This window comes from Anoxybacillus sp. PDR2 (assembly GCF_009834045.1).
Taxonomy (GTDB): Bacteria; Bacillota; Bacilli; order Bacillales; family Anoxybacillaceae; genus Anoxybacteroides; species Anoxybacteroides rupiense.
The window spans coordinates 1,704,033-1,729,058 of sequence record NZ_CP047158.1 but is presented as its reverse complement, the minus strand read 5'-3'; the positions used below and the strand labels follow the sequence as shown (position 1 = coordinate 1,729,058).

Annotated in this window: 26 protein-coding genes and 1 riboswitch; of the genes, 4 read left to right on the top strand and 22 right to left on the bottom strand. The window is 44.2% G+C overall.

All coding sequences use genetic code 11. The annotated features are described in order from the left end of the window. From cobM to GRQ40_RS08205, 16 genes are all read right to left on the bottom strand, one after another. A complete protein-coding gene (gene cobM / locus GRQ40_RS08280; RefSeq protein ID WP_066149202.1) occupies positions 1-771 on the bottom strand; it encodes a precorrin-4 C(11)-methyltransferase in 771 nt (256 codons plus the stop codon). After that, the gene (gene cobI / locus GRQ40_RS08275; RefSeq protein ID WP_159719723.1) at positions 768-1,469 is read right to left on the bottom strand and encodes a precorrin-2 C(20)-methyltransferase; all 702 of its coding nucleotides are present in this window, start codon (positions 1,467-1,469) and stop codon (positions 768-770) included. The genes cobM and cobI overlap by 4 nt, the downstream gene beginning before the upstream one ends. Then, positions 1,466-2,674: a bifunctional cobalt-precorrin-7 (C(5))-methyltransferase/cobalt-precorrin-6B (C(15))-methyltransferase gene (locus GRQ40_RS08270; RefSeq protein WP_044743452.1), complete on the bottom strand. Its 1,209-nt coding sequence runs from the start codon at positions 2,672-2,674 to the stop codon at positions 1,466-1,468. Before GRQ40_RS08270 ends, cobI begins: the two co-directional genes overlap by 4 nt. Continuing rightward, positions 2,661-3,755: a cobalt-precorrin-5B (C(1))-methyltransferase gene (locus tag GRQ40_RS08265; protein WP_159719722.1), complete on the bottom strand. Its 1,095-nt coding sequence runs from the start codon at positions 3,753-3,755 to the stop codon at positions 2,661-2,663. The genes GRQ40_RS08270 and GRQ40_RS08265 overlap by 14 nt, the downstream gene beginning before the upstream one ends. Positions 3,756-3,758: 3 nt before the next feature. Next, the gene (locus GRQ40_RS08260; RefSeq protein ID WP_159719721.1) at positions 3,759-4,406 is read right to left on the bottom strand and encodes a precorrin-8X methylmutase; all 648 of its coding nucleotides are present in this window, start codon (positions 4,404-4,406) and stop codon (positions 3,759-3,761) included. A gap of 18 nt (positions 4,407-4,424) precedes the next feature. After that, positions 4,425-5,195: a precorrin-6A reductase gene (gene cobK, locus GRQ40_RS08255; RefSeq protein ID WP_159719720.1), complete on the bottom strand. Its 771-nt coding sequence runs from the start codon at positions 5,193-5,195 to the stop codon at positions 4,425-4,427. A gap of 11 nt (positions 5,196-5,206) precedes the next feature. Then, a complete protein-coding gene (locus GRQ40_RS08250) occupies positions 5,207-6,037 on the bottom strand; it encodes a sirohydrochlorin chelatase (RefSeq protein WP_066149188.1) in 831 nt (276 codons plus the stop codon). 12 nt (positions 6,038-6,049) lie between these two features. Then, positions 6,050-7,615: a precorrin-3B C(17)-methyltransferase gene (gene cobJ / locus GRQ40_RS08245; protein WP_066149186.1), complete on the bottom strand. Its 1,566-nt coding sequence runs from the start codon at positions 7,613-7,615 to the stop codon at positions 6,050-6,052. A 254-nt stretch (positions 7,616-7,869) separates the two neighbouring features. Beyond that, the gene (locus GRQ40_RS08240) at positions 7,870-8,706 is read right to left on the bottom strand and encodes an energy-coupling factor ABC transporter ATP-binding protein (RefSeq protein WP_159719719.1); all 837 of its coding nucleotides are present in this window, start codon (positions 8,704-8,706) and stop codon (positions 7,870-7,872) included. 16 nt (positions 8,707-8,722) lie between these two features. Further along, positions 8,723-9,436 carry a cobalt ECF transporter T component CbiQ gene (cbiQ, locus tag GRQ40_RS08235; RefSeq protein ID WP_159719718.1) on the bottom strand — a complete coding sequence of 238 codons (714 nt, stop codon included), beginning with the start codon at positions 9,434-9,436 and terminating at the stop codon, positions 8,723-8,725. Then, positions 9,433-9,717 (bottom strand): energy-coupling factor ABC transporter substrate-binding protein, encoded by a 285-nt coding sequence (locus tag GRQ40_RS08230; RefSeq protein WP_066149180.1) that lies wholly within the window; start codon positions 9,715-9,717, stop codon positions 9,433-9,435. The genes cbiQ and GRQ40_RS08230 overlap by 4 nt, the downstream gene beginning before the upstream one ends. 3 nt (positions 9,718-9,720) lie before the next feature. Next, positions 9,721-10,461, bottom strand: coding sequence for an energy-coupling factor ABC transporter permease (locus GRQ40_RS08225; RefSeq protein WP_159719717.1), 741 nt, complete (start codon positions 10,459-10,461; stop codon positions 9,721-9,723). Further along, complete coding sequence (locus tag GRQ40_RS08220; RefSeq protein WP_044743442.1) at positions 10,458-10,847, bottom strand: (2Fe-2S) ferredoxin domain-containing protein; 390 nt, start codon at positions 10,845-10,847, stop codon at positions 10,458-10,460. The genes GRQ40_RS08225 and GRQ40_RS08220 overlap by 4 nt, the downstream gene beginning before the upstream one ends. A 129-nt stretch (positions 10,848-10,976) precedes the next feature. After that, positions 10,977-11,168: riboswitch (cobalamin riboswitch) on the bottom strand. A 64-nt stretch (positions 11,169-11,232) separates the two neighbouring features. After that, positions 11,233-11,712 (bottom strand): ribonuclease E activity regulator RraA, encoded by a 480-nt coding sequence (gene rraA, locus GRQ40_RS08215; RefSeq protein ID WP_159719716.1) that lies wholly within the window; start codon positions 11,710-11,712, stop codon positions 11,233-11,235. Positions 11,713-12,198: 486 nt separating this feature from the next. Then, positions 12,199-13,875 carry a 2-polyprenylphenol 6-hydroxylase gene (ubiB, locus tag GRQ40_RS08210; RefSeq protein WP_159719715.1) on the bottom strand — a complete coding sequence of 559 codons (1,677 nt, stop codon included), beginning with the start codon at positions 13,873-13,875 and terminating at the stop codon, positions 12,199-12,201. 37 nt (positions 13,876-13,912) lie between these two features. Beyond that, complete coding sequence (locus GRQ40_RS08205; RefSeq protein ID WP_044743439.1) at positions 13,913-14,203, bottom strand: phasin family protein; 291 nt, start codon at positions 14,201-14,203, stop codon at positions 13,913-13,915. Between the two features lie 399 nt (positions 14,204-14,602). Here GRQ40_RS08205 and GRQ40_RS08200 point away from each other — a divergent pair, with 399 nt between their 5' ends. Further along, complete coding sequence (locus tag GRQ40_RS08200; protein WP_044743438.1) at positions 14,603-15,037, top strand: GNAT family N-acetyltransferase; 435 nt, start codon at positions 14,603-14,605, stop codon at positions 15,035-15,037. Positions 15,038-15,182: 145 nt separating this feature from the next. Here GRQ40_RS08200 and GRQ40_RS08195 read toward each other — a convergent pair whose 3' ends face one another. Beyond that, positions 15,183-17,327: a DNA topoisomerase III gene (locus GRQ40_RS08195; protein WP_159719714.1), complete on the bottom strand. Its 2,145-nt coding sequence runs from the start codon at positions 17,325-17,327 to the stop codon at positions 15,183-15,185. 243 nt (positions 17,328-17,570) lie between these two features. On the opposite strand from GRQ40_RS08195, the gene pepF reads away from it, so the two are divergent. Beyond that, positions 17,571-19,436 carry an oligoendopeptidase F gene (gene pepF, locus GRQ40_RS08190; protein WP_080861810.1) on the top strand — a complete coding sequence of 622 codons (1,866 nt, stop codon included), beginning with the start codon at positions 17,571-17,573 and terminating at the stop codon, positions 19,434-19,436. A gap of 42 nt (positions 19,437-19,478) precedes the next feature. Here pepF and yidC read toward each other — a convergent pair whose 3' ends face one another. The 3 genes from yidC to GRQ40_RS08175 all read right to left on the bottom strand — a co-directional run bounded on the left by yidC (position 19,479) and on the right by GRQ40_RS08175 (position 21,141). Further along, the gene (gene yidC / locus GRQ40_RS08185; RefSeq protein WP_080861807.1) at positions 19,479-20,237 is read right to left on the bottom strand and encodes a membrane protein insertase YidC; all 759 of its coding nucleotides are present in this window, start codon (positions 20,235-20,237) and stop codon (positions 19,479-19,481) included. A gap of 27 nt (positions 20,238-20,264) precedes the next feature. Beyond that, positions 20,265-20,537, bottom strand: a complete 273-nt coding sequence (locus GRQ40_RS08180; RefSeq protein ID WP_066149164.1) for a hypothetical protein — start codon at positions 20,535-20,537, stop codon at positions 20,265-20,267. An 85-nt stretch (positions 20,538-20,622) separates the two neighbouring features. Next, positions 20,623-21,141, bottom strand: coding sequence for a metal-dependent hydrolase (locus GRQ40_RS08175; RefSeq protein ID WP_066149162.1), 519 nt, complete (start codon positions 21,139-21,141; stop codon positions 20,623-20,625). Positions 21,142-21,445: 304 nt separating this feature from the next. On the opposite strand from GRQ40_RS08175, the gene GRQ40_RS08170 reads away from it, so the two are divergent. Next, positions 21,446-21,799 (top strand): hypothetical protein, encoded by a 354-nt coding sequence (locus GRQ40_RS08170; protein WP_066149160.1) that lies wholly within the window; start codon positions 21,446-21,448, stop codon positions 21,797-21,799. A gap of 73 nt (positions 21,800-21,872) precedes the next feature. Here GRQ40_RS08170 and GRQ40_RS08165 read toward each other — a convergent pair whose 3' ends face one another. Together GRQ40_RS08165 and GRQ40_RS08160 are read right to left on the bottom strand one after the other, a co-directional pair. Further along, positions 21,873-22,670 (bottom strand): uroporphyrinogen-III synthase, encoded by a 798-nt coding sequence (locus tag GRQ40_RS08165; RefSeq protein ID WP_159719713.1) that lies wholly within the window; start codon positions 22,668-22,670, stop codon positions 21,873-21,875. 482 nt (positions 22,671-23,152) lie between these two features. Beyond that, positions 23,153-23,401 carry a hypothetical protein gene (locus GRQ40_RS08160; protein ID WP_044743430.1) on the bottom strand — a complete coding sequence of 83 codons (249 nt, stop codon included), beginning with the start codon at positions 23,399-23,401 and terminating at the stop codon, positions 23,153-23,155. 246 nt (positions 23,402-23,647) lie between these two features. Between GRQ40_RS08160 and GRQ40_RS08155 the strand changes: the two genes are divergently transcribed. Beyond that, positions 23,648-24,934, top strand: coding sequence for an ATP-binding protein (locus GRQ40_RS08155; protein ID WP_066149156.1), 1,287 nt, complete (start codon positions 23,648-23,650; stop codon positions 24,932-24,934). Positions 24,935-25,026: the final 92 nt, after the last annotated feature.

Genomic DNA, 25,026 nt, shown 5'->3' with positions numbered 1-25,026 from the left:
CTATTTCTCCCCCTGCCTATATCCATGCGTAAACGTTCGATCATAGAGCTTTGAGCGGTACGAACGCTCAGCTATTGCCGAATCAAGCGCCCATCCTGCCAAGATCAGCGCGTGCTTGCGAATGCCGTTGGCACGCATATCTTCATCTAATGTTCCGACCGTTGAACGGACAATTTTTTGATCTGGCCATGTCGCTTTGTACACTACAACGATTGGCGTTTCCTCGCTCCATCCCGCCTCAAGCAGCGCTTTCGTTACCTTTTTCGTCAACGTGGCGCTTAAAAATAACGCTAGCGTACAATGATGTTTCGCTAATTCCTCCAGCTTTTCCTTCTCAGGAACAGGGGTGCGTCCTTCTGCGCGCGTTAAAATCACGGTCTGGGTTAAATCGGGAACGGTAAGTTCAGCATGAGCAGCCGCCGCTGCTGCAAATACAGAGCTGACACCAGGAACGATTTCAACGCCAATCGCTTCTTTTTTTAATTGAACCATTTGTTCAAGCGTTGCTCCATAGATCGACGGATCGCCGGTATGGAGGCGCACCACTTTTTTGCCGCTTTTGACGCGCTCCACCATCAGCTGAACGATCTGTTCTAAGTACATGCCTGCTGTGTGGAAGATTTCCGCTTCCGGTTTAGCTTGCTTAAGTAAGGCATCATTCACAAGCGAATCTGTATAAAAAATCGCATCCGCTTCTTGGAGCAGCTTTTGCCCTTTCACTGTAATCAGCTCTGGATCGCCGGGTCCGGCACCGACAATATACAGCTTCATTTTTTCACCACCATTAACGTTAAGTATTCGAGCTCTACTCCTTCGAGCTGCTCAATATCCCAAATCACTTCTTCGTTTGATGTCACCTTTGTCACCACCGCGGCTTTTTGTACTAAATCAAGCTCCCGCAACAGCCGCAGCATCATAGGAATGACTTTGGCGACTTTAATAAATACGACACAATCGTGGGTTTCAATCGCTTTTTTCATCTCCTCATAATCATCGCGTGCTGGAATAATGGCGACATGCTCATCGCCATCAGCCAAAGGCAGCTGCAAACGGGCGGCAGCCGCATTGACAGATGAGATGCCCGGGATCACTTCGATACGCACATCCGGATAGTTCGTTTGCATCGTTCTCATAAAATGAATAAATGTGCTATATAAAAATGGATCGCCTTCAGTGACAAACGCAACATTTTTTCCAGCAGCAAGATGCTCCCACACAATCTGAACCGTTTCCCTCCATTTTTTCCGTAAAACGGAGGGATCCTTTGTCATGGGAAACACGAGACCAAGCATTTCTTTTTCGCTTGGGGAAAAATAAGCTTCAATAATTTGCTGAGCATAGCTTTTACTGCCGCGCTGTTTTTTCGGATAGGCGATCACATCCGCTTCTTTTAAACAGCGAAACGCCTTGACTGTCAATAGCTCTGGATCTCCCGGGCCCACCCCGACACCGTACAGCATTCCGATCATTGTTCTTCTTCCTTCCTATAAGCAGAAATAATATAAATAGGGTTTAGAGCATCAAAGCGGGTCAGCTGCAAAATCGGTTTGCTTCTTGATAATTGCGCCAATGTGATATCAGCCTGAAATCCCCGCTGTTTTAGCCCCTCCGCCGCTTCGTGCAATGTTTCGATCGTCACCGCGTTGATCACGATACGTCCGTTTGGCTTAAGCCTCTCGCAGCAAACATCAAGCAGCCGGTCCATTTCTCCAGATGTACCGCCGATAAAAATCGCATCGGGATCGGGAAATTCATTGAGATGATCCGGCGCACGGCCGTGAACAAGGGTGAAATCCGTGCGGAATTTCCGCATATTCTGCTGGCAAATATCGATATCATATTCATTTTTTTCAATCGCAAATATCGCTCCCTCGCGTGCGATTTTCGCCGCTTCAATCGCTACAGAGCCCGTGCAGGTTCCGATATCCCAAACAACGCTCGTTTCCCGCAGCTGAAGGGCACTAACGCTTAAAATCCGAATCTCTTTTTTTGTAATTAGCCCTTTTTCTGGTTTGCGCTGCAAAAAGGCTTCATCATCGATTCCAAAAGGCCAAATAGGTCCGGCTTCTTTTTTTTGCAAAATAACAATATTTAAAGGATGAAATTCGGTTTGTGCCATCTCTTCCAATTCAAAAAAGCGGCACCGCTCCTCATCGCTGCCGAGATTTTCCCCTACAAATGCGCGATATTCTGTCATTCCATATGAAAGCAGGTAACTAGCAATCTCGTTCGGTGAATGCTCTGCATCCGTTAAAATCGCTACTTTATCGCGCCCGTCAATTCGTTGCGCCAGTCCTTTCATGCTTCGACCATGCACGCTGACAACATATGCATCCTGCCAGCTCTCTCCCATCTTCGCAAATGCCCACTGTAGCGAGCTGACAGCTGGATACACTTCAATTGGAAGCTTGCGAGATAAGTAGCTACCGATCCCATAAAAAAGCGGATCGCCCGATGCTAAAATCACGGTGCGCTTTTCTTCCGTGCGCAGCCGTTCGACAAGAGCAGAGAGACCGTTTTTGATCACCAGCTTTTCCCCTCGGTAATCGGGAAAAAACGATAGATGGCGTTCTCCCCCGACCAATCGTTCACTATTTTCGATCCATTGTGCATACAAGGACGGCAGACTTTGTTTTCCGTCTGCGCCAATACCGATCAGTTTAATCGGCTGCATCCGCTTGCACCGCCTTTCCTAAAAATTGTCCGCTCATCGTATAAAGAGAGGTTTCCACCACAAGACCGCCACCAACTTCTCTTAAAGCAGAAGCGCAGCAATGCTCACATATTTTCCCAAAAAATGACATGTGTCCTGCTTCATACATTAGATCGCCGACTTGTGAGGCGGTATTGGCTTCCTGAATGGAACGAACAAGTTCAGGAGAAGCCCCCGACGCTTGAGCAATCGATGCTAAGAAATGAAAATCAACAGGAGCGCTTTTTGAATGGACCATCATGACTCCTTGAGCAATTTTCGAAAACTTCCCCATCATTCCAACCATCGATACCGTTTTGATTCCTTGCCTTTTACATTGCTTAAGCGTAAATCCAACAAAATCCCCCATCTCAATAAACGCTTCCTCTGGCAGATGAGGATATTGCTTCATCGCATACTTTTCGCTTCTTCCTCCTGTCGTTATGACGACATGATGACAACCCGTCGCTTTGGCTACTTGAATCGCCCGAACAATACTTGCTCGATAAGCAGATGTTGAAAAAGGGACAACGATGCCGCGCGTTCCTAAAATAGAAATGCCACCGATAATGCCAAGTCGGGCATTTAACGTTTTTTTCGCGATTTCTTCTCCTTTTGGAACAGAAATCACGATACGTATACCACCAACCCTTCCGTATTGCTGAAGGACATCTCGCGCGGCCTCGATAATCATTTTGCGCGGCACTGGATTGATAGCTGCCTCTCCGACAGAGACGGGCAACCCCGGCTTCGTTACCCGTCCTACCCCTTCTCCTCCATCTAGTTCAATTCGATGATCTTCAATCCAGGAAACGGTCGAAACAATTTCTGCCCCATGCGTAGCATCCGGATCATCTCCGCCATCCTTGATGACAGCGGCTGTTGCCCTATTGTCAACAATTTCGCACCGTTCCACTGCAAAAGTGACCCATCGCCCTACAGGCAAATAGATCGTCGTCTCCGTTTGCGGAATGCCCGTAATGAGAGCGGTCAGCGCTGCTTTGGTCGCCGCAGTGGCACAAGCGCCTGTCGTATATCCTTCACGCAATTTCGTTTCTCCCATCTTCTACCCTCGCTCAGCTAAAATCGAAAGTGCATTCAGCGCCGCTACCGTGACTGTGCTGCCTCCTTTTCGTCCGATATTCGTAATAAACGGAACATCTAACTTTGCAAGCTCCTCTTTCGACTCGGCAGCCGATACGAATCCGACAGGCAAGCCAATCACTAATCCCGGCCGCGCTTCTCCTTCTTTAATGAGCCGAATCAGTTCAAGCAATGCCGTTGGTGCATTTCCAATCGCAAAAATGCCCCCATCGGCTTCTTTGACCGCTTTCCGCATAGAAACGATCGCTCTTGTCGTGTTCAATCGCTTCGCTTCTTCTATCACATCAGGATCAGAAATGTAAACGTGCACACTTCCGCCATATTTTTCAATTCTTGCTTTATTCACGCCAACTTGCACCATTTGGACGTCAGCGACTACTTTTTTCCCTTCACGAATCGCTTGAATACCTGCGCTGATCGCATGTGGATGAAACAGCAGGCTTTTTCCTAATTCAAAATCAGCTGATGCATGAATGACACGTTGAACAATTGGATATTGCTGTTCCGTAAAAAGGTGCTCTCCCATCTCTTCATCAATGATTTGAAAACTGCGTTCTTCAATTTGCTGCGGTTGAATCGTCACAGGACGAAATTCTGTACGAAAGTCCATTGGCAAAACTCCTTTCATTTATAATCGTGGTAAGGATTCCTTCAGCGCAGCAAGGACGTCGGAAAATTCGGAATAGACCGTGCCATACTTAATCGATGGTCTGCGAATGACAATCGTTTCAATTCCCATTTCTTCAGCAGCGGAGATTTTTTCATCGACAAATCCCACTTTGCCGCTTTCCTTTGTAATCAAAAGTGTGACGCCAAAATGTTTGAAAAGCGCGAGATCTAATTCTTTCGTAAACGGTCCTTGCATCGCTACAATATTTTCTTGAGGAAATTGCAGCATTTCGCACTTTTCCATATTATCCTTGCGCGGAAGCATGCGAGCAATCACACGCACATCCGGCAAACCAAGCAGCTTGTCCGCAAAGATAGGCAGCGTTTTGCTCCCAGTCGTCAGCATAATAACCCCTTTTTTTATTGCTGCTAAATGAGCGGCTTCCTCATAGGTATCAACGAATGTGACGCGTTCATACGCCAACAGAACAGATTTTCGTTCATAACGAATATAGGGAACGTTAGCATCCTGAGCCGCTTTTATTGCATTTTTCGAAGCTTCTTCAGCAAATGGATGACTGGCATCAACAATGGCTTGAGCTTTTTTTGTATAAACGAGCTCCGTCAATTGAGCGGCTGTCAAACGGCCGAGGTGAACTGAAATCCCTGCGCTTTCCAATTGCTCGGCTGCGTGCTCTGTGACGACAGTCGCCATCACACGATAGCCCGCTTGCTGAATTTCAAGCGCCAATTCCCGCGCATCGCTTGTACCTGCTAAAACAATAATCATAGCATCTCTCCTTAATGATGATGGTGGTGGTGATGATGGTGATCGGCCATATGCAAGCGATATTGGCATAAATCGCAATTCATCTTCACCGTTTGTCCAAGGGCTTCCTCTAAGCGATCAAGCACAATCGTTTGCAGCTTTGGGTGAAACCCGAAATACCCAGCTAAAGCAAACTGTATTTGCGGATAACGACTGCTAAACTCGGAAACTTTGGCTTCAAGCCTTTTGATAAGAACGCCGGTAAATAGAAAATACGGCAAAATAACAATCTTTTTCGCACCAAGTTTTATACAGCGTTCCACCCCTTCCTCTAAAAGCGGAGCTGTGACCCCCATAAACGCCGGCTCAACGAGCGAGTAGTTCGTTCGTTCCCAAAACAGCCGTGCGATTTTATATAAATCGCTATTGGCATCAGGATCGCTGCCCCCACGTCCAAGCAGCAAAATAGCGGTATTAGGATCAGGAGCTTCCACATTTTCACCAATTTCTTGCAATCTTTCTTTTAAAATAGTAAATGTTTGCTCATGAATGCCAATCGGTCTACCATATATAAAGGTGACATGCGGATATTGCTGTTTCGCTTCATCGATTGCAGCTGGAACATGTAGCTTGGAATGGCCAGCCGCAAGCAAAATAATCGGAATGACGATCACTTCATCTGCTCCTTCTTCAACACAGCGTTTCATTCCTTCCAACATCGTCGGCAAGCCAAACTCTAAAAAACATGTTTCAATATGATAGCGAGCATCCACTTGGGGACGCAAACGCTCCACAAATTGGATGACTTGTTCGTTCCCTTCCGGATCCCGGCTTCCGTGTCCTACAAATAAAATCGCCTTCACTCTTTTTTCCCCCTATTCTCCACACGCCGAAACTTCGATTTTTTGATTGGTGCGAGGTTCTTGGTAAACAAAACCTCCTGCTTTTTTTACTCTTTGGAAAAATTTATGGAATCTTTCATTAGGATGCCCGTGTTCCTTATATTCTTGAATAATTTGTATGACGACAGGAACGATTTGCTCAGGCGGTATCCCCTCTGCCACAAGCTGCCCAGGATGGGCATTCCTCCCAATCGTTTTTCCACCTAAAAATAAATCAAACGCGCCTTTGCGGTAGACAATGCCTATATCTTCTCTTACCGCTCCGTAGCACGCCATTCCACAGCCGTTAATTCCCAGCTTTAGCTCTTTTGGCAGCGCCATTCCTCCCAGCTTTTCGTGCAGCTGTTCAGCGTATGGAATCCCCTCTTTTTTCTCACCATCGCAAAAATCGCATGCTTTAACGGTTAATACGTTGCCAATCGGCATGACAACAAGACCTGCTTCCTTCAATTTTCGAACCATGTCATCAGGACGGTCTGTCAACATTTCCAGCTTTAAATAATGATCCGGTGTATACATCATCTTGCCACGGTTCCCGACCATTTCAGCAATCAGCAGCATTTGCTGTGGCGTAAAGGCCTTATTCGCGACTCCCGGACTTACTGCCAGTTCAAAAATCTCCTCGATTGCTCTCGCTTGTTCGTATTGACGAATGGCCACTTTTTGCAGGGCTTCTTCCGCTGTTTTGCGCACACTCTCTGTTTCTTCTGTTTGATCGAGCGCCCACGGCTCGGCCTCCTTGCGCAGCCGTTCGTGCGGTTTTAGCCGCTGCTCCAGCTTATCCAAGCTATATTTCCGCTGGTATCCGCGCGGCGTAATCATCAGCCCATCATGCACAAATGTCGATGAATTGCCAATAATGACAGTCGTTAGCATACCTATATCATGTTCCAGCATATGTTCTAGATCTGTCATAACCACATTCTGCCGGGGGCGGTATGCGCTTTTCACCAGACCAACAGGGGTTTGTGGAGAACGGTAGCGCAGCAAAATGCGCTGAGCTTCGACAATTTGCCTCGTTCTCCTTCCGCTTTTTGGGTTATAAAGAGCAATGACAAAATCGGCCATCGCCGCTGCTTCAATCCGTTTCTCAATCACCGCCCACGGCGTCAAGTGATCGCTTAAGCTAATGGTACAAGCATCGTGCATAATAGGGGCCCCTAATAGCGCTGCACATGAATGGATGGCAGAAACTCCGGGAATGATTTCGACTTCTATTCCGCTTTCTTTTGTCCATCCCTTCTCAATTAATACCTCATATACAAGTCCCGCCATGCCATACACTCCTGCATCGCCGCTTGAAATAACCGCTACTTTCTTGCCCTTTTCCGCCCATTTCACCGCTTCCTGCGCTCGGCTCACCTCTTCTGTCATACCTGTGCTGATAATCGGCTTTTCTCCTATTAAATCCGCCACAAGCTCGATGTAAGTCTTATAGCCAATCACAATATCACTTTCTTCAATCGCTTGTCGTGCCCGTTTCGTCATGTGGTCGGCACTGCCCGGCCCAAATCCGATGACCAATAATTTTCCTTGCATTGTTTCACCTCTTTCTTTATGATTCAGTCTTCTCCTTTAGCCATGAAGGTTTAACAAGACGACGGCCGAGATCATGTCAGCAAAAGGTCAGATAGCAACGCTTCCAAAGTTCATCAATGTTTGAAAGTGGCTTGCGGCTCAAGAATTCGGCCATCAAAACTATAAAATGATGCCTCTATCACTCTAGAAGGCTGGGAACCTAGCAAACTGGCTAACCGTTTATGATTTAGTCTGATTTAAAGCATTTAAGAATCTTAAAAAAGCGCGTTCGCGTACCATTCTGCTTTTTCGCCTAATCGTTGCTTCAGCTCGCAAATATCGCGAGGGATTTTTGCGTCTTCGGGAAAAAGGGCGTTCCAAACGGAAGCAAGCAGCGGAATGCCGAGACGGTATTCTTGCAGTACGCTCGGCCGTGCAAACAGCTCTTGCGGTTCCCCGTGCATCACAATTTGCCCATCATGCATCACAAAGACGATGTCAGCCCATTTCAAAACAAAGTCAAAATCGTGAGTCGCAATGAATACCGTTGTTCCTGCTTGATGAATATCATTGATTTTTTCTACCAATCGCTCTGTTTGTAAGAGATCCAAATAGGCTGTCGGTTCATCTAACACTAGCAAATGCGGCCTCATGGCCATCACCGAAGCAAGAGTCAGCCATTTTTTTTGGCCGAGACTTAAATGGTGGACAGGCTTGTCCATCCATGATTGCAGGCCAAATTCACGAACCGTTCTGTCGATTTCCTGATTGATTTCTGCTTCATGTAGCCCCAGCTGATGCAAGCCAAAGGCTAATTCATCTCTCACAACAGGAGCCAAAAGCTGATGTTCTGGATTTTGAAAAACAATGCCTACCTCTCGGCGCCATTGTTGAATCGTTTGGCGCCGGTCATCCATTTTTTGCTCTTTCCAATAGATGCATCCGCGATTGGGGCGCAACAGCCCGTTCATATGCAAAAATAACGTCGTTTTCCCACAGCCATTATGGCCAATAAGCGCATATTTTTTCCCTCTGAAAATCTGAAGAGACACTCCCTTCAGCACTTCTTGGCCATGAGGATATTGGTAATACACCTCTTCTAATCTCAACATCTTTTTTTCCTCTCAATCATCTCATCCATATGAGTACCCCCATTCCGGCAATCGCCTCTACAATATAGCGCTTGCTCCATACACCACACGTTTCGTTTTGAATATAGACAAGCTCATCGGAAAACCCGCGCGCCCGTAATGCGAGCAATAAAGCATGGTAAGCGTCCCATATTTTTTGCCAAAGCTGAAAAATAAGCATGGCGCCATGCCGCCAATGACTGCCGCCGTTGCGGGCTTTCATCGCTGTATATAATTCCTCCGCCGCCTGCTCAAACACAAAGACAAATCGATACATAAAAAATAGTAATTCAATCATAACAGATGGTATTTTCAGTTTTTTTAATACATAGAGCAACTCTGGAAACGGCGTTGTTACTAAAAGGAAAAATAAGCACGACCATGCTGCAATGGAGCGCAGCGATACATCGATTGCTGCCGGAATATTTCCTCGATTCACGGATATGTGCCATGAATCAAGGGAAATAAGCAAAATCGGCCAGCTAATTAAAAGGAAAAGGATGACCATTCCCAACGTTTTTACATATACTTTCCAAGAAACACCTGCATACCCAATCGTCCATATGGCTAGCCAGAAAATAATAAAAAGATGCGTTCCTCTGCTTCCTACCATAGTGTTCAAAAGCAAGAGAAAAGAGAATAAAGTCTTTTGTTCAGGCCGCAGACAGCGCAGACGATTATGATAGGCAATCATGTCAAAATGCCGAATCATTCCGCTTCATCTCTTCGACCGGCTCGACCTTTATAAACGCCGATAATATAGCCAATCACCCCGGCGCCAAGCGCGGCTTGCAAAGAAAATAACAATGTTTCCACTTCCCCACCCGGCGGTGAAAAGATCGTCTCAAACCAAGGCTTATAATCCGGGACGATCGTTTGAATCGCTTTTTCCGCTTGATCATCTGTACCGCCAAAATCCGAATTGCGAACCAATAGCAAGGGAGCGACAGCTAATACAAAAGCAAGAACAATAAGCAATAGATTTCGCTTCATCTGCTAGGCTCCTTTCTGAAGTTGATTCAGCTCTCGACTGCTGTAAGTAGATAAAAAGTTCCACACAACAACAGTCAGCAGCCCTTCGGTGATCGCGAGCGGTATTTGCGTAATCGCAAAAATTCCGGCAAATTTAAGAAATGAAGCTGCTACTCCTCCTGTTGTGTCGGGAAAAGCAAGCGCCAATTGCCATGATGTAACTACATATGTGGCCAAGTCAGAAAGAAAAGCGGCTAAAAAAATGACAAATCGCTGCGAAATGTTATACCTTTTTCCTAAACGATACACCCCGTATGCTACTAGCGGACCGCATACCGCCATGGACATCGCGTTCGCTCCTAATGTCGTCAATCCCCCATGCGCCAGTAGTAACGCTTGGAATAAAAGAACGATGCTCCCCATCACCGTCATCGTTAGCGGACCAAATAAAACGGCCCCGAGCCCGACTCCAGTCGGATGGGAGCTGCTGCCTGTCACCGATGGGATTTTTAACGCCGAAAGTACAAAGGTAAAAGCTCCTGAAAGCGCAATCAACAATTTTAATTCAGGATGGCGCTTTGCGATCTTCATCAGCGCTCGCACTCCGGCGATGAAAAACGGCAGAAAAACAATCCACCAAAATAGCGCCCATTTCACCGGCAAAAATCCTTCCATAATATGCATAGCATAGGCTGGTGTGCCGCTATTGACAGTAAAATAAACAACAAGGCCACATAGCAGCAGCAGAAACTTCCATTGCTTCATACCCTCTCCTCCTTGATGCTAGCTTTTTTAGTAATGCCAACCGCAGCTGTTGGATGGCACATCGATAATCCATCTTCTCCATACTGATAGGTGACGATATCTTTTAAAGGATCACCATCTTTTAAATGTGTTTGGACAAGCTCTCTTCCTTTATCCGGCGTCACCCCCTTGTACCAAACTCCTTGCGGATACACGATTACTACGCACGCATCATTACAGCGGCCATTGCAGCGCGTTCTCGTTGTGTGTACAGTGCTGTCCAATTCCAGCCGCGCAATTTCATCACGAATGGCGATTGTCACCTCCTCTCCGCCTTTTCGCATGCAGCTGCCGCCGTTACAGATCAATACGTGATGCTTTACTCCAGTTAAATTCCACGTTGTCACACCGATCCTCTCCTTTTTGATGAAATAAAAAAGCACCTCTATCGATAGAGGTGCAGAAAAATGCATACGGCCAATCACAAATGCATATGTATACCATTCCCCCGCACGTCTACCTATAATCCCGTAGGTATCCGGCCGAGCAAATAAGGCAGGTCTCCTGACTTAGAATCATCGCTTCATTGCGCCTTCCCGAAGTTTCCTTCAGTGACATGATGCAATGAAGCTCCTCATCACAGTGGCGGGTACCGTGACGGCTTTTCACCGTACTTCCCTTTTAAGCCTGTCCCAATAGAGAAAGGCACCTTACTTGCTTTAGCAAACGATTCAATGATTCAGTTGTTCCTCCACAATGATATGATGAATTTTCGAAAAAAGTCAACCATTTTTATTTTTCGAACAGTTTTGTTTTAGCGACAACAACTCCATCGCTATCAACATACACATGCGCGCCCGGCTCCCAATGTACGCCCCCGAATTCAAGAACGCGATCACGCGCCCCTTTCCCTTCTTTTTTGCTTTTGACAGGGCATGTCCCAAGAGCGATTACGCCAAGCGGCATTTGCGCAATTTCAGCTGAATCGCGAATGCAACCATGGACAATCACGCCTGCAAGTCCTCGTTCACAAGCGATTTGTGCCAGACGATCTCCGAGCAATGCACAATTTCGCGAACCTTTTCCATCAACAACTAACACCGTGCCTGCCGGAATGGTTTCTAGCGCTTCGCGAACGAGCACATTGTCCTCGAATACCTCAACAGTGGCAATCGGTCCGGAAAACTCTGTTTTTCCGCCATAAGAATGCAACGGTAATTGGCACACTTGCAGCTCCGACAAAAATTGATCACATAAATCTGCTGTCTTCATTTAATTTCCCTTCCCCCATTTTTCTTTGTCTATTAAATCCTTTTGACATTTTGAAAAAAAATCCTGCAAAATCCGTCAAAAAAAAACAGAGGAACGGTGAAATAAGAAGAACTAATATGGTTTCCCGCAAGTGTGGATGATCATTTTACTAAAAATATGGAATGATTGAGCTAGACACAAGCTTTTCTGCCATATGCATGCCCAGTCGGCAAGTCATTTGCTTGCCGACTACGGCAGAAAAGCTGGGAATCAAGTAATGCCAATGATTTTTATTGGATCATCAGCACACCGGATTGTTTACATAAAATTATTATCGTAACACATTCTAGTCGAGCCTCTGCAGGCAGTCCCTATATAAGCAGGTTTCGACAGCACGCTTTGGCGTGACCGAGACAAGTCAGCGGCCTATCCTCTAACCGTGGTTCTCCATTTTATACAGCACGAGAAATAAAACAAGTAATCCACCACCAGCGATTAGGTCAACAGCTAAAACCGTCCGGATTTATAAATTAAATATAACAGCCATAAAAACATCAAAGAGGCGATACCAAACCCAATCTCAATTACTGGAATTTTCCAAAGTAAAGTCGATTGCCTACCTAAAGAAGAGCCAATAATAATCCCTGCCATAATAATGCTGAAAGACAGCAGCACAATACTGAAGGATAAGCGATTACTAATTTGATCTAATTTTTTTAAAAAAAGCGGCCATTCAGGAATATCCATTTTCAAATGCAGCTTTCCTTGTTTAATAAATGCCGTTAACTCCTTCATGTTCTTAGGGAAGTCCAGCAACATTTCTCCATAATTGAACACGCGCTTCCACACTTCTTCGGTTAGATGTTTAGGATGCAAGCGCTCCTTTAATAGCTGGCGTCCAAATGGTTCAGCAATATTGAGAATGTTCAGCTCCGGATCTAACTGCTCTGCTACGCCTTCCACTGTTAGCAACGTCTTTCCCAGAAGGGTTAAATCCTTCGGAATGCGAATAGAGTGTTGAAAGGCAACATGAAACAAATCATGAAGCGCCTCGCCAAGACTGATTTGGCTGAGCGGAACATTGTAGTACTTCTCTCTTAATTGTTCGATATCCTCATGCAATCGCGATACATCGACATGCTCAGGAACAAGCCCCATTTGATACAGCGATTTAACGATCCCATCTGTATTATGACGCATTAAAGCAATCACTAACGAAGAAAAGTGATATTTCATATCTGGCGTCAGACGCCCGATCATCCCAAAATCAATAAAAGCGATCACCTCCCCCGGCAATACGAATAGATTGCCGGGATGAGGATCTCCATGGAAAAACCCTTCTCTTAAAATTTGTTGCAAAATTGCCTTGGTTAGACGTTCGGCCAAATGTTTCAAGTCATATCCGCTTTCCTTCAGCCGCTCCAACTCGTTAAGTTTGATTCCTTCCACATATTCCATCGTTAGCACTTTTTTGCTTGAATACTCCCAAAATACTTTTGGAACATAAATGCTAGGATCTTGTTTAAATTGCTGAAAAATTTTATCAGCATTCCTCGCTTCAATCGTATAATCAAGCTCGGCCCGAAGAGATTGCGAGAATTCTTCAACCATATCGCCGATTTGATATTGCGCAGCCCATGAAAGGCGGCGCTCAGCGAGAATCGCTAAATCTTGCAGAATTTCTAAATCCGTTTCAATCATATGGGCGATATTCGGGCGCTGAATTTTAACAGCGACTTGTTCTCCTGAATGCAAGATGGCTCGATGAACTTGTCCAATCGAAGCGGCCGCAATCGGAACCGCCTCGAACTGTTGAAACAATCGATCCACATCACTTCCTAATTCCTCTTGAACTGTTCGTGCGACTTCGGCAAATGAAAAAGAAGAAACTTGATCTTGCAGCTTTTCCAATTCCCGAATAATAGGGCCAGGAATTAAATCCGGACGCGTGCTCGCAATCTGCCCCAGCTTCACGAAAGTTGGACCCAACTCCTGTAAAACGAGCCTGATTCGTTCTCCAATTGTTTTTTCATTCTTTTCCTGCGCATCGAAAAATAATCTTTGTGGAAGAGAAAGAAACTGGGAAAACCCGATTTCCTCCGCTACGATCCCAAAGCCATGGCGAATCAAAGCGACAGCGATCTCCCGATAACGACTTACATGACGCATCCTTTTTCCGGCCATTGGTCTGTCTCCTTTTGCAGCTCCAAAATCTTTTTATTTACTCGTTTTTCTGCTCCAAGCGTTGAATTCGTTCTTCTAATTGGCGAATATCCTCTTTTGTAGCTAAATCAAGTTTATCAAGCATTTGTTTTAGCTGCTCACGCACAGCGCGTTGAAACTCCGCTTTCCCTTCTTCCTTTTGCCGAATCCATTGATCAATTACATCTTTTGACTCTTCTAAAGATAATTCTCCTCTTTTCACTAGCTCATCCACCAATTTCTCTGCTTGCTCTTTGCTGACAGACGCCAAACCAAGCCCAAACGCCAACATTTTTCTAATCATATCCATTCTTATCCTTCCTCCTTCATTATGTGTTTTTTACATCTTTTGCATTTCGTGTTTGTTAGCTTCAATGTACCTTTGAATTTCGCTCCTGTCAAACATCTGTGCCTTCTGTTCCACCATAAAATGACGTTGCTTTGAATCCATCATGCCCTTTAGCAATAGAAAAGTTCCGCCAAACGGGCTATAAACGCTGAATAAATCATCTGATTGAAGGAGTCGGCGGTTCGGTTCGTCCTTGTCACGCAAAGGCATGAAGCTCTTACACCAATAAGAGGGAGGAAACAAAAAGCGATATATGATAGGCTGCCCAAAGCCGTTGTTTTTTTCCTTTGCCCAGTACCCAGCATTGTCTTTTTTCTTAAAATCGCTTATAATTCGTCGAAATAGGGAGGAGGAAACGCTTTGTTTCAAGTCGTTGAATATAAACGAAATGATATGATGATTTCCACTAATCGTGCCCTCATTCAAATGGACCGCGTATGCGAGTTTCTGGCTCAGTCCTATTGGGCCAATCAAAGGGAACGAACAACGATTATCAAATCGATTGAACATTCGCTATGCTTTTCTCTTTTTCACGGCCAGACACAGATTGGATTTGCACGCGTGGTTACTGACGGAGCGACATTCGCCTATTTATGCGATGTTTTTATTGATGAAGCCTATCGCGGCAGAGAGCTTGGCAAGTGGCTGGTAGAATGTGTCCTGCAGCACCCGGATCTTCTCAATATCCGTCGCTTTTTATTAGTGACAAAGGATGCGCATGGTCTTTACCAGCCGTTCGGATTTGAAGTGCTGCATGAGCCAGATCAGTTTATGGAAATCTTTCGCCATTGCTAATGGTTGCTGCTTAAGTTTGCTTTCTACCCGGCACGTGCTCAGCTATGCCGGGTAGAAAAAGGAGCAAGCATTTTTTAATATTTTGCAATGAGCCTCCCCCACCTACAATCCGTTAAAGAGACGGGAGACTTCTTGGTGGATAATGTTAAAACAAAAAAGTAATTCTTTTTTCCTGCTCATTCCACACTAAATGGGCATTAAATGTTTTATCCCCTTTTTTAAATCCTTTGATTAAATCTGTCTTTCCGTGCTGCAGAAGCTTTTTTACATTCGTTTGTGAAATCTTTTTACCGAGAATCACCTTTGAGATCGTAAATGAGCATTTTGTTTTCGCATAATGCGCGCAGCCATAAAACTCTCCTTTATCAATGACTGTTCCGCCGCAATACTTGCATTGGCCGATCGGTTTGCCAAGCGTTGCTTTCGATGTTGTACGCTGAATAGAAGCGGTATCGAATCCTGAGAAATTCCAATCCTTCGCCATCGCTGTTGCATCTTCTATGATTTTTATCGACAGCTTTTTTACTTGTTCCATAAATAGGGAAGCAGAGGCTTTTCCTTCGCCAATCTCGCTTAAACGCTGCTCCCATTTTGCGGTCATTTCCGGCGAGGCTAAAATCTTATCCCCAATCGCTTCAATTAAAATTTTTGCTTTGTCAGTAGCATATACTTGATTTTTTTTCACTTCGATATACTTTCGGTTTTTCAACATCGTAATAATGCCAGCCCGTGTCGCTTCCGTACCGAGACCTTCCGTTTTAGCAAGCACTTTTTCCAATTCTTCGTTTTCTAAAAATTTCCCCGCTGTTTTCATCAACGTAATCAATTGACCTTCTGTATACCGCTTTGGCGGCTGCGTTTTGCCTTCTTTCACATCGACTTTTTCCACTTTCCCCCGTTCTCCTTCCGCAAGCCGCGGAAGAGCGGCTACATTCTCTTCGTCATGCTGAAAGAAAACTTTCCGCCATCCTTCCTGAATTTGCTGCTTTCCTTTTGATATGAAAACCGCCCGCCCATCAACAAGCGTCGTCACTGTCGTATAATCAAAAATGGCTTCAGGATAATGGGCAGCAAGCAATCTCCGGACAACTAGATCATAAATATTTCGCTCCTCTTTCGATAACGTTTCAGGATTCACCACCTGCTCAGTTGGAATGATCGCATAATGGTCTGTCACCTTTTTTTCGTTTACATAACGTTTATTATGTAAAATACTTGTGTTTGGAAGCGGAAAGAAGGATTGATACGCTGCAAATTGGTTTAATTTTTGCAAAATTTCCGGAAACGCTTCCGCTTCCCCTCTTGTTACATATTGTGAATCAGAACGGGGATACGAAACGATTCCTCTTTGATATAGCTTTTGTAAAATATCAAGCGTTTTTTGCGGAGAGAATTGATAAAGTTTGTTGGCCGTTGCTTGCAGCGACGATAAGTTAAATAAAAGCGGCGGCTGAAACGTTTTTCGTTCCGTCTTGATTTCTTTGACTTCCGCTTGTTTATCTTGGCAAAATGCGGCAATTTTATTGGCCAGCTCTTGGTCCTTTAAACGAGAATCCTGCTGTTGCATCCATTTGCCCTCATAATGTTTGCCGTTCATAACAAATGAAGCAACAACCTCCCAAAACGGCTCTGGTTTAAAGCTTTCGATTTCTTTTTCACGCTTGACAATTAAAGCGAGAGTGGGGGTTTGCACCCTTCCAGCTGAAAAAACATCATTCATTCCTTTTTGTTTAAGTAAAATGCTGTAAATGCGAGACGCGTTCATGCCGACAAGCCAATCGGCACAAGCGCGCGCATATGCCTCTTCAAATAGCGGCCATGTTTCTTTTTCATCAAGCAGCCGGCGAAATCCTTCATCAATCGCTTTTGGAGTTAACGAAGAAATCCAAAGACGTTTCATCGGCTTTTTCACACCGCTCATGTGAATGATATTGCGGATGATCAGCTCTCCTTCCCTCCCGGCATCTCCTGCGTGAATAATTTCTATAACCTCCGGTTTTCGCAAGAGCTCCTTCACTATTTGAAACTGCTTCGCCTTGGATTTTTCCACTTCATAGCGAAATTGCTCGGGAATGATCGGCAGCATTTCCAGCTTCCATTGCTTCCACTCCGGCCGATACCGTTCAGGCGGAGCCAGCTGGAGCAAATGGCCGACTGCCCATGTCATATAAGCCCCCTTTGGAAACAACTCGTTTGGTAAAATTTCAAGATAGCCCTGGCGTTTTTTGGTCTGAAAAATCGAGGCCAACGCGATTCCTTGATCTGGTTTTTCCGCGATAATCACTTTCATAGCTTCTTTCTCCTTTAACCGATAAACGACATTTTTCTATATTAATCAACTTTAAAGATGAACCGAAGGATATCCCAAAAATATCCAGTCGAAAAAGTCCCATCACGAACATGACCGTTGAAAAACAGGCCAAACTCCTGCATGCAAAGGTAAACATGCCAAGTTCCATCCATCTCTATCGAGTAAGTTCGCTATTTTTGCACATACTACTATATGGAACCTACAGGAAAGGGAGTGGCAAAAATGAAGCGAATGCTTCTCATCATGCTCACGCTGTGGATGATTATCATTCCGCTCCATCATACACAAGCAGCAAGCAACGCTCAACGTTATACTTGGAATCTCGCCGATATTTATCCATCTGAAGACGATTTCAACAAAGATTACGAAAAAGCAGCCAAAAACATCCCGTTATTATCATCCTATCAAGGAAAGCTTCATAACGAAAGCAATGTGGCCAAACTGTTCGCTCTGCAGGAAAAAACAGCGCGCACGCTTGAAAAACTCTCTCTTTATGCACATATGAAGCAAGATTTAAATATTGAAGACAAAACAGCAGCCAGTTTAAAGGCGAAGCTAGAGGTGCTTTTTTCTCGTTATCAAGCCGCTACTTCATTTATCGAACCAGAAATTTTATCGCTTCCTAAAAGCAAGCTGAATGATTTTCAAACAAGCAAACAACTAAAAGGATACCGCCGCTATTTTCAAGAGCTGCTGGAGCAAAAAAAGCATACGTTGTCAAAAAAGGAAGAACAACTGCTCGCTAAGCTCTCTCCAATCACAAGCGATGCCGAAAATATTTACAATAACGCTTCACGAGGCGATTATACTCCTCCCGTTATGAAAACGGCGGATGGCCAAACGGTGCAGCTTACAGAAGGCAATTATTTAAAAGCGCTTGAGCACCCCGACCGGGCCTATCGCCAGCAGGCGTTCCAAACATTTTTTAAAAGCTATGAGTCCATCAAAAATACCGCAGCAGCAACATTATATGCTTCCGTTAAGGCGGATGAGCTATATGCCAAAGCACGCCGGTACAAATCAGGCCTTGATGCGGCTCTATCGGCCGATGATGTACCGGAACAAGTGTTCACGAATCTGATCTCAGGAGTCAACCAGCATTTATCGTCGCTGCACCGCTATGTGGAGCTGCGAAAAAACATATTGAAAACAGATCAAATTCATAGCTATGATATGTACGTTCCGCTCGTCTCACAAACAGTGGCCAACCAAATGAGGTTTCCGATTGACAAAGCACAGGCGCTTATACTCGAAGGCTTAAAACCGCTCGGCAAAGAATATATAAAGCAAGTGAAATATGCCTTTGACCATCGTTGGCTTGATGTCTATCCCCGCCCTAAAAAATATACAGGCGGATATAACACGGGAGCCTATGATACCCATCCGTTTATTTTGTTAAATTATGACCATTCACTAGACCAAACATTGACGATCGCTCATGAGATCGGCCACGCTATGAACTCTGTCTATACAAACCAAACACAACCTTACCGCTATTCAGGGCAATCCATCTTTACGGCAGAAGTGGCTTCGACAGCTAACGAGTGGCTGATGATGGATTATTTCATCAAACAGGCAAAAAACGATGAAGAAAAGTTATATTTACTCAATCAACAAATTGATCAAATTCGCGGTACCTTATATACACAAGTGATGTATTCTGAATTTGAAAAAACGATTCATGATCAGGTGCGGCAGGGCGGCAGCCTAACCGCTGAAGATTTGAATGCGCTTTGGCTTCGTTTGTTGAAAAAATACCACGGCCCTGCTTATGCGGCAGATCCTGAAGCCGGTCTTGGATGGTTGCGCATTCCTCATTTCTATGACGCCTTTTACGTATATAAATATGCAACATCGATTGCCGCATCGTTTGAGCTCGTCAAACAAATGAAGAAAGACCAAACAGGAGAAGCGACAAAGCGCTACTTAACATTTTTAAGCTCCGGAACATCGGATGATCCAATTTCTTTATTAAAAAAAGCCGGAGTGGATATGACTTCTCCGCAACCGTTAAATAGTCTTTTCGCTTACTTCGATTCGCTCGTCAATGAAATGGAACACATTTTGCGAAAACAAGGCAAGATATAGCAAAAACAGACCGCTTCCATTCGTATGGAAGCGGTCTGTTCATTACGATGCCTGCTCGTTTGACATTCTTGCTGATTTCAGCTGCATGCGAAAAATCAACGATTGAATAATCGAAAAACAACCGCCGACTACCCAATATAATGATAAAGCGGACGGAACAGAGTTCGCCCCTATAAAAATCATGATCGGCATAATATAGGACATGATGGCCATTTGTGACATTTGCTGCTCCGACATCGTTGGTGACAATTTCATGGAGATGAATGTTGTGAGAGCAGCTAAAATCGGCAAAATCAAATATGGGTCGCGATGCCCGAGCTGTACCCATAAAAATGAATGAAGTGTAATTTCCTGCGTCCGTCGAATCGCATAATACAGTGCCATAAAAATCGGCATTTGAATTAATGCTGGCAGGCAGCCATTCATCGGATTCACTCCGTGCTTTTGATATAGCTGCATCATTTCCTGCTGAAGCTTTTGTTGTGTTTGCATATCTTTGCTTTTATACTTTTCCTGCAATTTTTGGATCTCCGGTCGAAGCTTTTGCATCGCTAACGATGTTCGGAACTGCTTCAGCATGAGCGGAAGCAAACAAAACCGCACCATCAACGTAACAGCAATGATCGCCGGGCCATAGTTTCCACCAAACAAATCTCCCAATACCAAAAGCAGCTTGGACATTGGATAAACAAAATAATGATCCCAAATTCCTTGGCTATGCTCATTAATCGGAGCATTGCGATTGCAGCCACTTAACACTCCGACAATCACGAATAACATCAACAGCCATTTTTTCTTCATCATTTAGCCTCCTTGCTTATTCTCTTTTTAGCGAAAAGCAAGGAGACTCCTTCCATCCTCATCGGAAACAGGCGATCGTTCCCTGACTGGAATCTTTCGCTGCCTCCATATAAACAAGCGATACAGCGGCAGCCGTATCCATTGATTATCCTGCTGCCGGCTGTGTACCTCCACATCATAAAACTCAAGCTGATGGAGAAACAGCCTATTTTTCCGATATTGAGTCATGTAGCATTTCATCGCTACAAACAAAGCGCTCACTAACGATAAATAGGGCAGCAGATCAAAGGGTGTTTCCATTTCCCCTACCTCATTTCTTTCAGCGTCCTACCTAACATAAACATAACAGATTTGTTTAAGAAAAAAAAGCGAGATGTTCGCCCCCTCACCATATTTGCTGAAAAAACGACCGCAGCGATCGCAGCCATTCATGAAACAGCTGATACTGGCTGGCTATGTAGATCAGCAACGAAAAGGAACCATAAAAGAGGACCGTTTCCAAGCGGCTCCCTGTCCGGTATAACGGAATTTTGTATCGTTTATCCTGCAAAGGCCAGAACAGCGGCACTCCCTGAACCGATAAAAAATCCTCTAAAATGTGAAGCAAATAACCCAATACGAGCCCGCTTGCAAAAACCGACGGCGATTCAAGCATAATAATAAGAGCGAGTACAGCCCAAACAAAAAGCGAGTGAGTCATTCCGCGATGGCCGAACGCCTGCTTCACTTTTTGCGCAGCTCCTAATGACCGGCGGCCGACATATGATTTCGGTTCATCAATATCCGGCAGCAAGCTCCCCGCTATAATCCCGGCCGTATAGCTAATCGTAAACGGCAAAGAGGTTTGTGAAGCGATTGCCGCTCCAATGCACAACGATGTCACCACATGAGTATGATACCGCAATCAACCATCACCTACAAACACGTTTTCATTAATGATACCACAAAAAAGAATATTTGTTCGTCTCCTCACATTCTAATACGAAAAGCGCCTAATCGCAATAGACAGTAAGAAAATTGGTGAAAAACTTTAGCCATTATTCTAGGTAAATCCCTCTCACCATGATTACTTCTCACACGTGTTTAAACCGGCTTGCTGATTGCCTGTTCATTTTTTCTCATCCACTCTATTTCATTTCCTCGCTTTTTAAAAAAGAAGGCATTTTGTGTTTTGGGCACATATATTATGTATATAAGGGAGGGGTGCTATGTTTCCAAACTACAAAGAACTTTATCCTACCTCGGCTATTCCAATGGGGGAAAATGACCGCAACGCTTTTATACAAAATCTTTCTGAAAACAAAAAAACGTTGTTTTCCGCAACCCATTGGGTCATCGCCTTAGAAGGCTCGCCAACGGACCACGCTAGCGAGCTGTATTATTGGACCGTCAAAGTATACCCGTCAAACAATGAAAACATATTTTACTACGAATATCCTCATCTCGCCTCACTGCCGCTTTACTCATTTCATGATGCCGAACTGCTTGCTAAAGAAATTGAGCTGCAAATCAAAACCGACGAGTTATTTACAGAAAAAGAGCCTTTATTAAGATTTATATAATGTTTAGTTTTTTTCTCTTTTTACATCGCTTTGTGAAAAAGCATACAAAACTTTCTTGTTATTTTCGCCATTCTTAATTAGCACTAAAGTGTTTGGCAAGAGTAATGATCATCGCTCCCATGCGCTCCAGCTCTGGAGCAACGATGCGATCGACCCCTTCCTCAGAAAGCGCCTCAGCCGTTACTTTCCCAACGGCACAAGCGACCACATCCCTAGCAAAAGCCCGACGCAGCTGCTCAAGGTCTTTCTTTTCCTTAACAAAAGAAAAGAAAAAACGCACTTGCATCGCTGTCGTAAAACAAACAGCATCAACCTGCTGGTTCGTCACTTCTTCATATAGCTGCCCAAGAACCGCTTCATCTGGTGCAATATGCTGATAAGGCAACAATTCCGTATAAATGGCGCCCGATTCCTGGAGAAATTGCTTTAATGACGGAGCAGTATCTCCGTATAGTTGGACAACCACACGTTTTTGAGCAAATGAAAATGATTGTAGCGAGCGAATTAATCCTTTCGTCGTTCCGTCATCGCTTTCCGCAATAGGAGCGATTCCGATTCGTTTCAGGGCGGCTGCCGTTTTATAGCCGCGAATAGCAACATTCGCTTGCCGAATCGTCTCCAGCCACTTTTCTTTCATTCCTCCTCGCTCAGCTGCTTCTAATAATGCATCTACTCCAATCCCCGTTGTAAAGATCATCCAACTTGGGCGGCTTGCAATCACCTCTTCGATTTCGTGAACAAGCTCTTCTTTTTTAGCAAATACCGTTCCTTGAGCAGGTCGCACAAGCGGAATGCCTCCTTGCTTTTCAATCAATGTTGCCATTTCTTCCAGCTTTCTTGATGCACATAAAACGACTCGTTTTCCCTTCAATTTTGCTTCCCCTTCCTTGCAATGATGTTTATTTGCTAGACAAAATCCCCATGAACCTTGCCCTATCATTCTTGTAAACTATCTTATGTCGATTTTTTCCGCCGCAAATGGCTTAAGAGCGCAGCCATGCGAGGTCCCTAATGAAGAATACAAAACATTGGTCAACAGTCTCTAAAACGTTTAGAGCTTGATTGACTTGTATATCCATGTAAAAACCAACGTTCAGAGGCGGGGGGCATCACCTGCTCACATGAAAATAGATGTTAAAGTAGTAACCGTACGTTATGCTCACCTAGCACCGCGGATCCTAATTTAAACGACCATAGACCAAACAACGGCTCGCTTGCTAGCCAAAGGAAACACAGGTTTCAGATTTGTTTCATTTTTCATACACATAGTATATAACAAAAGGAAAAGCGTTGGCCACCTATCCATATAAAACCTCTAAAAGCGACAAAGAGCGGTCACAGACCGCCCTTTTTTTACAGCATATACATATGTATCAGCTTGCGCCGATCAAACGAACCGTAAATACGTGTTGGCTTGATGGAGATAATATCGTCAAAAGCAATATTCATCAACCGCATTTCTCTGTTGTATACAAATAATTTTTGCGCATCTTGATATAGCTTTACCGGCAAAAATGTTGCTTCTCCATGACGCATCTTGATTTTGACAGGCTGTTTTTGCTGAATCCATTGGATAAGTTGGTTATACTGATCCCCTGTCATAAAACTCCCCCTTTTTCTTTCCATTCCAATAAAATTATATAGAAGAAAATATTGAACAATAAACCAAAAAAAATCAACAAATTTTTGAGCAGTTAAACGAACCTTGTCATTTATGCATCAATGTGTTGAAAAAGCAGGATTTATGTCAAAATAACTCTAATGATTCCCCCTTAACATTTGACAGTTTTTTTGTTTACAATGAAATAGACTAGTACATGCTGTCGAAATGCGAAAGAAGGTGCTTTTATGCTTAATATTTTGAAGGATTTTTTGTTGAATTTATTTTTCATTTTAGCTCCCATTTTCGCCGTTCCGTTATGGCTAGAGGAACGAAAGGTGCCAAAACTGCTTAAAAATCATGTGCTAACCGTTTCGTTTGCTTTAACGACCTTTCTTTGCATGACTTTTCCAATCAGCACCGACACAGAGCGCGATTACAATCTGCACCAAATTCCTCTTTGGCTCGGAAGTTTATATAAAGGACCGCTTGTTGGCTTCATTCTTTGTTTGCTTGCAATTGGATATCACATACTTTTAGGAAAAGAACAATGGATGATTACCGTCATGCCATCCTTTTTTGTGATGTTCGTTAGCATGCTGCTGTCAAAATATTTTTTATCATTGTCTGTTAAGCAGCGTATCTTGCTCACCTTTGTTTTATCCACCTTTTCCGGGATGTTGACCGTCCTATTGGATCAAATGGCGTTCTCATCGCTGCCGTTTTGGTCTTCGTATTTGATTATTCAACCCATTAGCATGGCAACAGCCTGTTATTTAAAAGAAATGCTTTATAAAAACAACTCATTGCGCAAACAAATTATTCGAGCAGAAAAAATGGAAGTCGTTAGCCACTTAGCCGCTTCCATTTCTCATGAGGTGCGCAATCCGCTCACTGCCGCCCGAGGTTTTATGCAGTTGCTTGAGCAGAGCCATTTGCCACCGGAAAAACGAAAGCAGTACATCCAAATTGCCATCGAAGAATTAGATCGGGCGGAGTCGATTATTACGGATTATTTGACATTTGCTAAACCGGCCCCAGAATATGTAGAAAAGCTCAATGTCAAAACAGAAATTGAACGAGTCATTGATTTGCTGCGTCCGCTTGCCAACATGAACAGTGTGGATATTCAAGCATCGTTAATCCCCTTCCATGTAAAAGGAGAACGAGAAAAATTCCAGCAATGTTTATTGAATATTATGAAAAACTCCATTGAAGCAATGCAAAATGGCGGAACACTTGATATTTATGTATCTATTGAGCATGAGCAAATTTTAATCCGCGTGAGTGATACAGGAATCGGCATGACAAAAGAACAAATCGACCGGCTTGGTGAACCTTATTTTACGACGAAAGGCACAAAAGGAACAGGACTTGGCATGATGGTCGTTTATCGCATCGTTGAATCGATGGACGGAACCATTCATATTACAAGCGAAGTTAACAAAGGGACAACCGTATGTATCTATTTCCCATTAGCGCAATCAAGACAAAAGCAGACGGCCAGCGACCAAGAAAATGCTCTAGTCATTTAACCTTTTCCTTCATATACATAATATGAACCGCTCCAGCCTACGCGCTGTCAAGATGAGAGATTTCTCGGCAAATATGTTAAAATAAGAAAGAA

Coding starts and splice junctions, on each gene's coding strand:
- cobM (WP_066149202.1), bottom strand. CDS start 771: ATGAAGCTGTATATTGTCGGTGCCGGACCCGGCGATCCAGAGCTGATT.
- cobI (WP_159719723.1), bottom strand. CDS start 1,469: ATGATCGGAATGCTGTACGGTGTCGGGGTGGGCCCGGGAGATCCAGAG.
- GRQ40_RS08270 (WP_044743452.1), bottom strand. CDS start 2,674: ATGCAGCCGATTAAACTGATCGGTATTGGCGCAGACGGAAAACAAAGT.
- GRQ40_RS08265 (WP_159719722.1), bottom strand. CDS start 3,755: ATGGGAGAAACGAAATTGCGTGAAGGATATACGACAGGCGCTTGTGCC.
- GRQ40_RS08260 (WP_159719721.1), bottom strand. CDS start 4,406: ATGGACTTTCGTACAGAATTTCGTCCTGTGACGATTCAACCGCAGCAA.
- cobK (WP_159719720.1), bottom strand. CDS start 5,195: ATGATTATTGTTTTAGCAGGTACAAGCGATGCGCGGGAATTGGCGCTT.
- cobJ (WP_066149186.1), bottom strand. CDS start 7,615: ATGCAAGGAAAATTATTGGTCATCGGATTTGGGCCGGGCAGTGCCGAC.
- GRQ40_RS08240 (WP_159719719.1), bottom strand. CDS start 8,706: ATGTTGAGATTAGAAGAGGTGTATTACCAATATCCTCATGGCCAAGAA.
- cbiQ (WP_159719718.1), bottom strand. CDS start 9,436: ATGATTCGGCATTTTGACATGATTGCCTATCATAATCGTCTGCGCTGT.
- GRQ40_RS08230 (WP_066149180.1), bottom strand. CDS start 9,717: ATGAAGCGAAATCTATTGCTTATTGTTCTTGCTTTTGTATTAGCTGTC.
- GRQ40_RS08225 (WP_159719717.1), bottom strand. CDS start 10,461: ATGAAGCAATGGAAGTTTCTGCTGCTGCTATGTGGCCTTGTTGTTTAT.
- rraA (WP_159719716.1), bottom strand. CDS start 11,712: ATGAAGACAGCAGATTTATGTGATCAATTTTTGTCGGAGCTGCAAGTG.
- ubiB (WP_159719715.1), bottom strand. CDS start 13,875: ATGGCCGGAAAAAGGATGCGTCATGTAAGTCGTTATCGGGAGATCGCT.
- GRQ40_RS08205 (WP_044743439.1), bottom strand. CDS start 14,203: ATGGATATGATTAGAAAAATGTTGGCGTTTGGGCTTGGTTTGGCGTCT.
- GRQ40_RS08195 (WP_159719714.1), bottom strand. CDS start 17,327: ATGAAAGTGATTATCGCGGAAAAACCAGATCAAGGAATCGCGTTGGCC.
- pepF (WP_080861810.1), top strand. CDS start 17,571: ATGAAGCGAATGCTTCTCATCATGCTCACGCTGTGGATGATTATCATT.
- yidC (WP_080861807.1), bottom strand. CDS start 20,237: ATGAAGAAAAAATGGCTGTTGATGTTATTCGTGATTGTCGGAGTGTTA.
- GRQ40_RS08180 (WP_066149164.1), bottom strand. CDS start 20,537: ATGGAAACACCCTTTGATCTGCTGCCCTATTTATCGTTAGTGAGCGCT.
- GRQ40_RS08170 (WP_066149160.1), top strand. CDS start 21,446: ATGTTTCCAAACTACAAAGAACTTTATCCTACCTCGGCTATTCCAATG.
- GRQ40_RS08160 (WP_044743430.1), bottom strand. CDS start 23,401: ATGACAGGGGATCAGTATAACCAACTTATCCAATGGATTCAGCAAAAA.
- GRQ40_RS08155 (WP_066149156.1), top strand. CDS start 23,648: ATGCTTAATATTTTGAAGGATTTTTTGTTGAATTTATTTTTCATTTTA.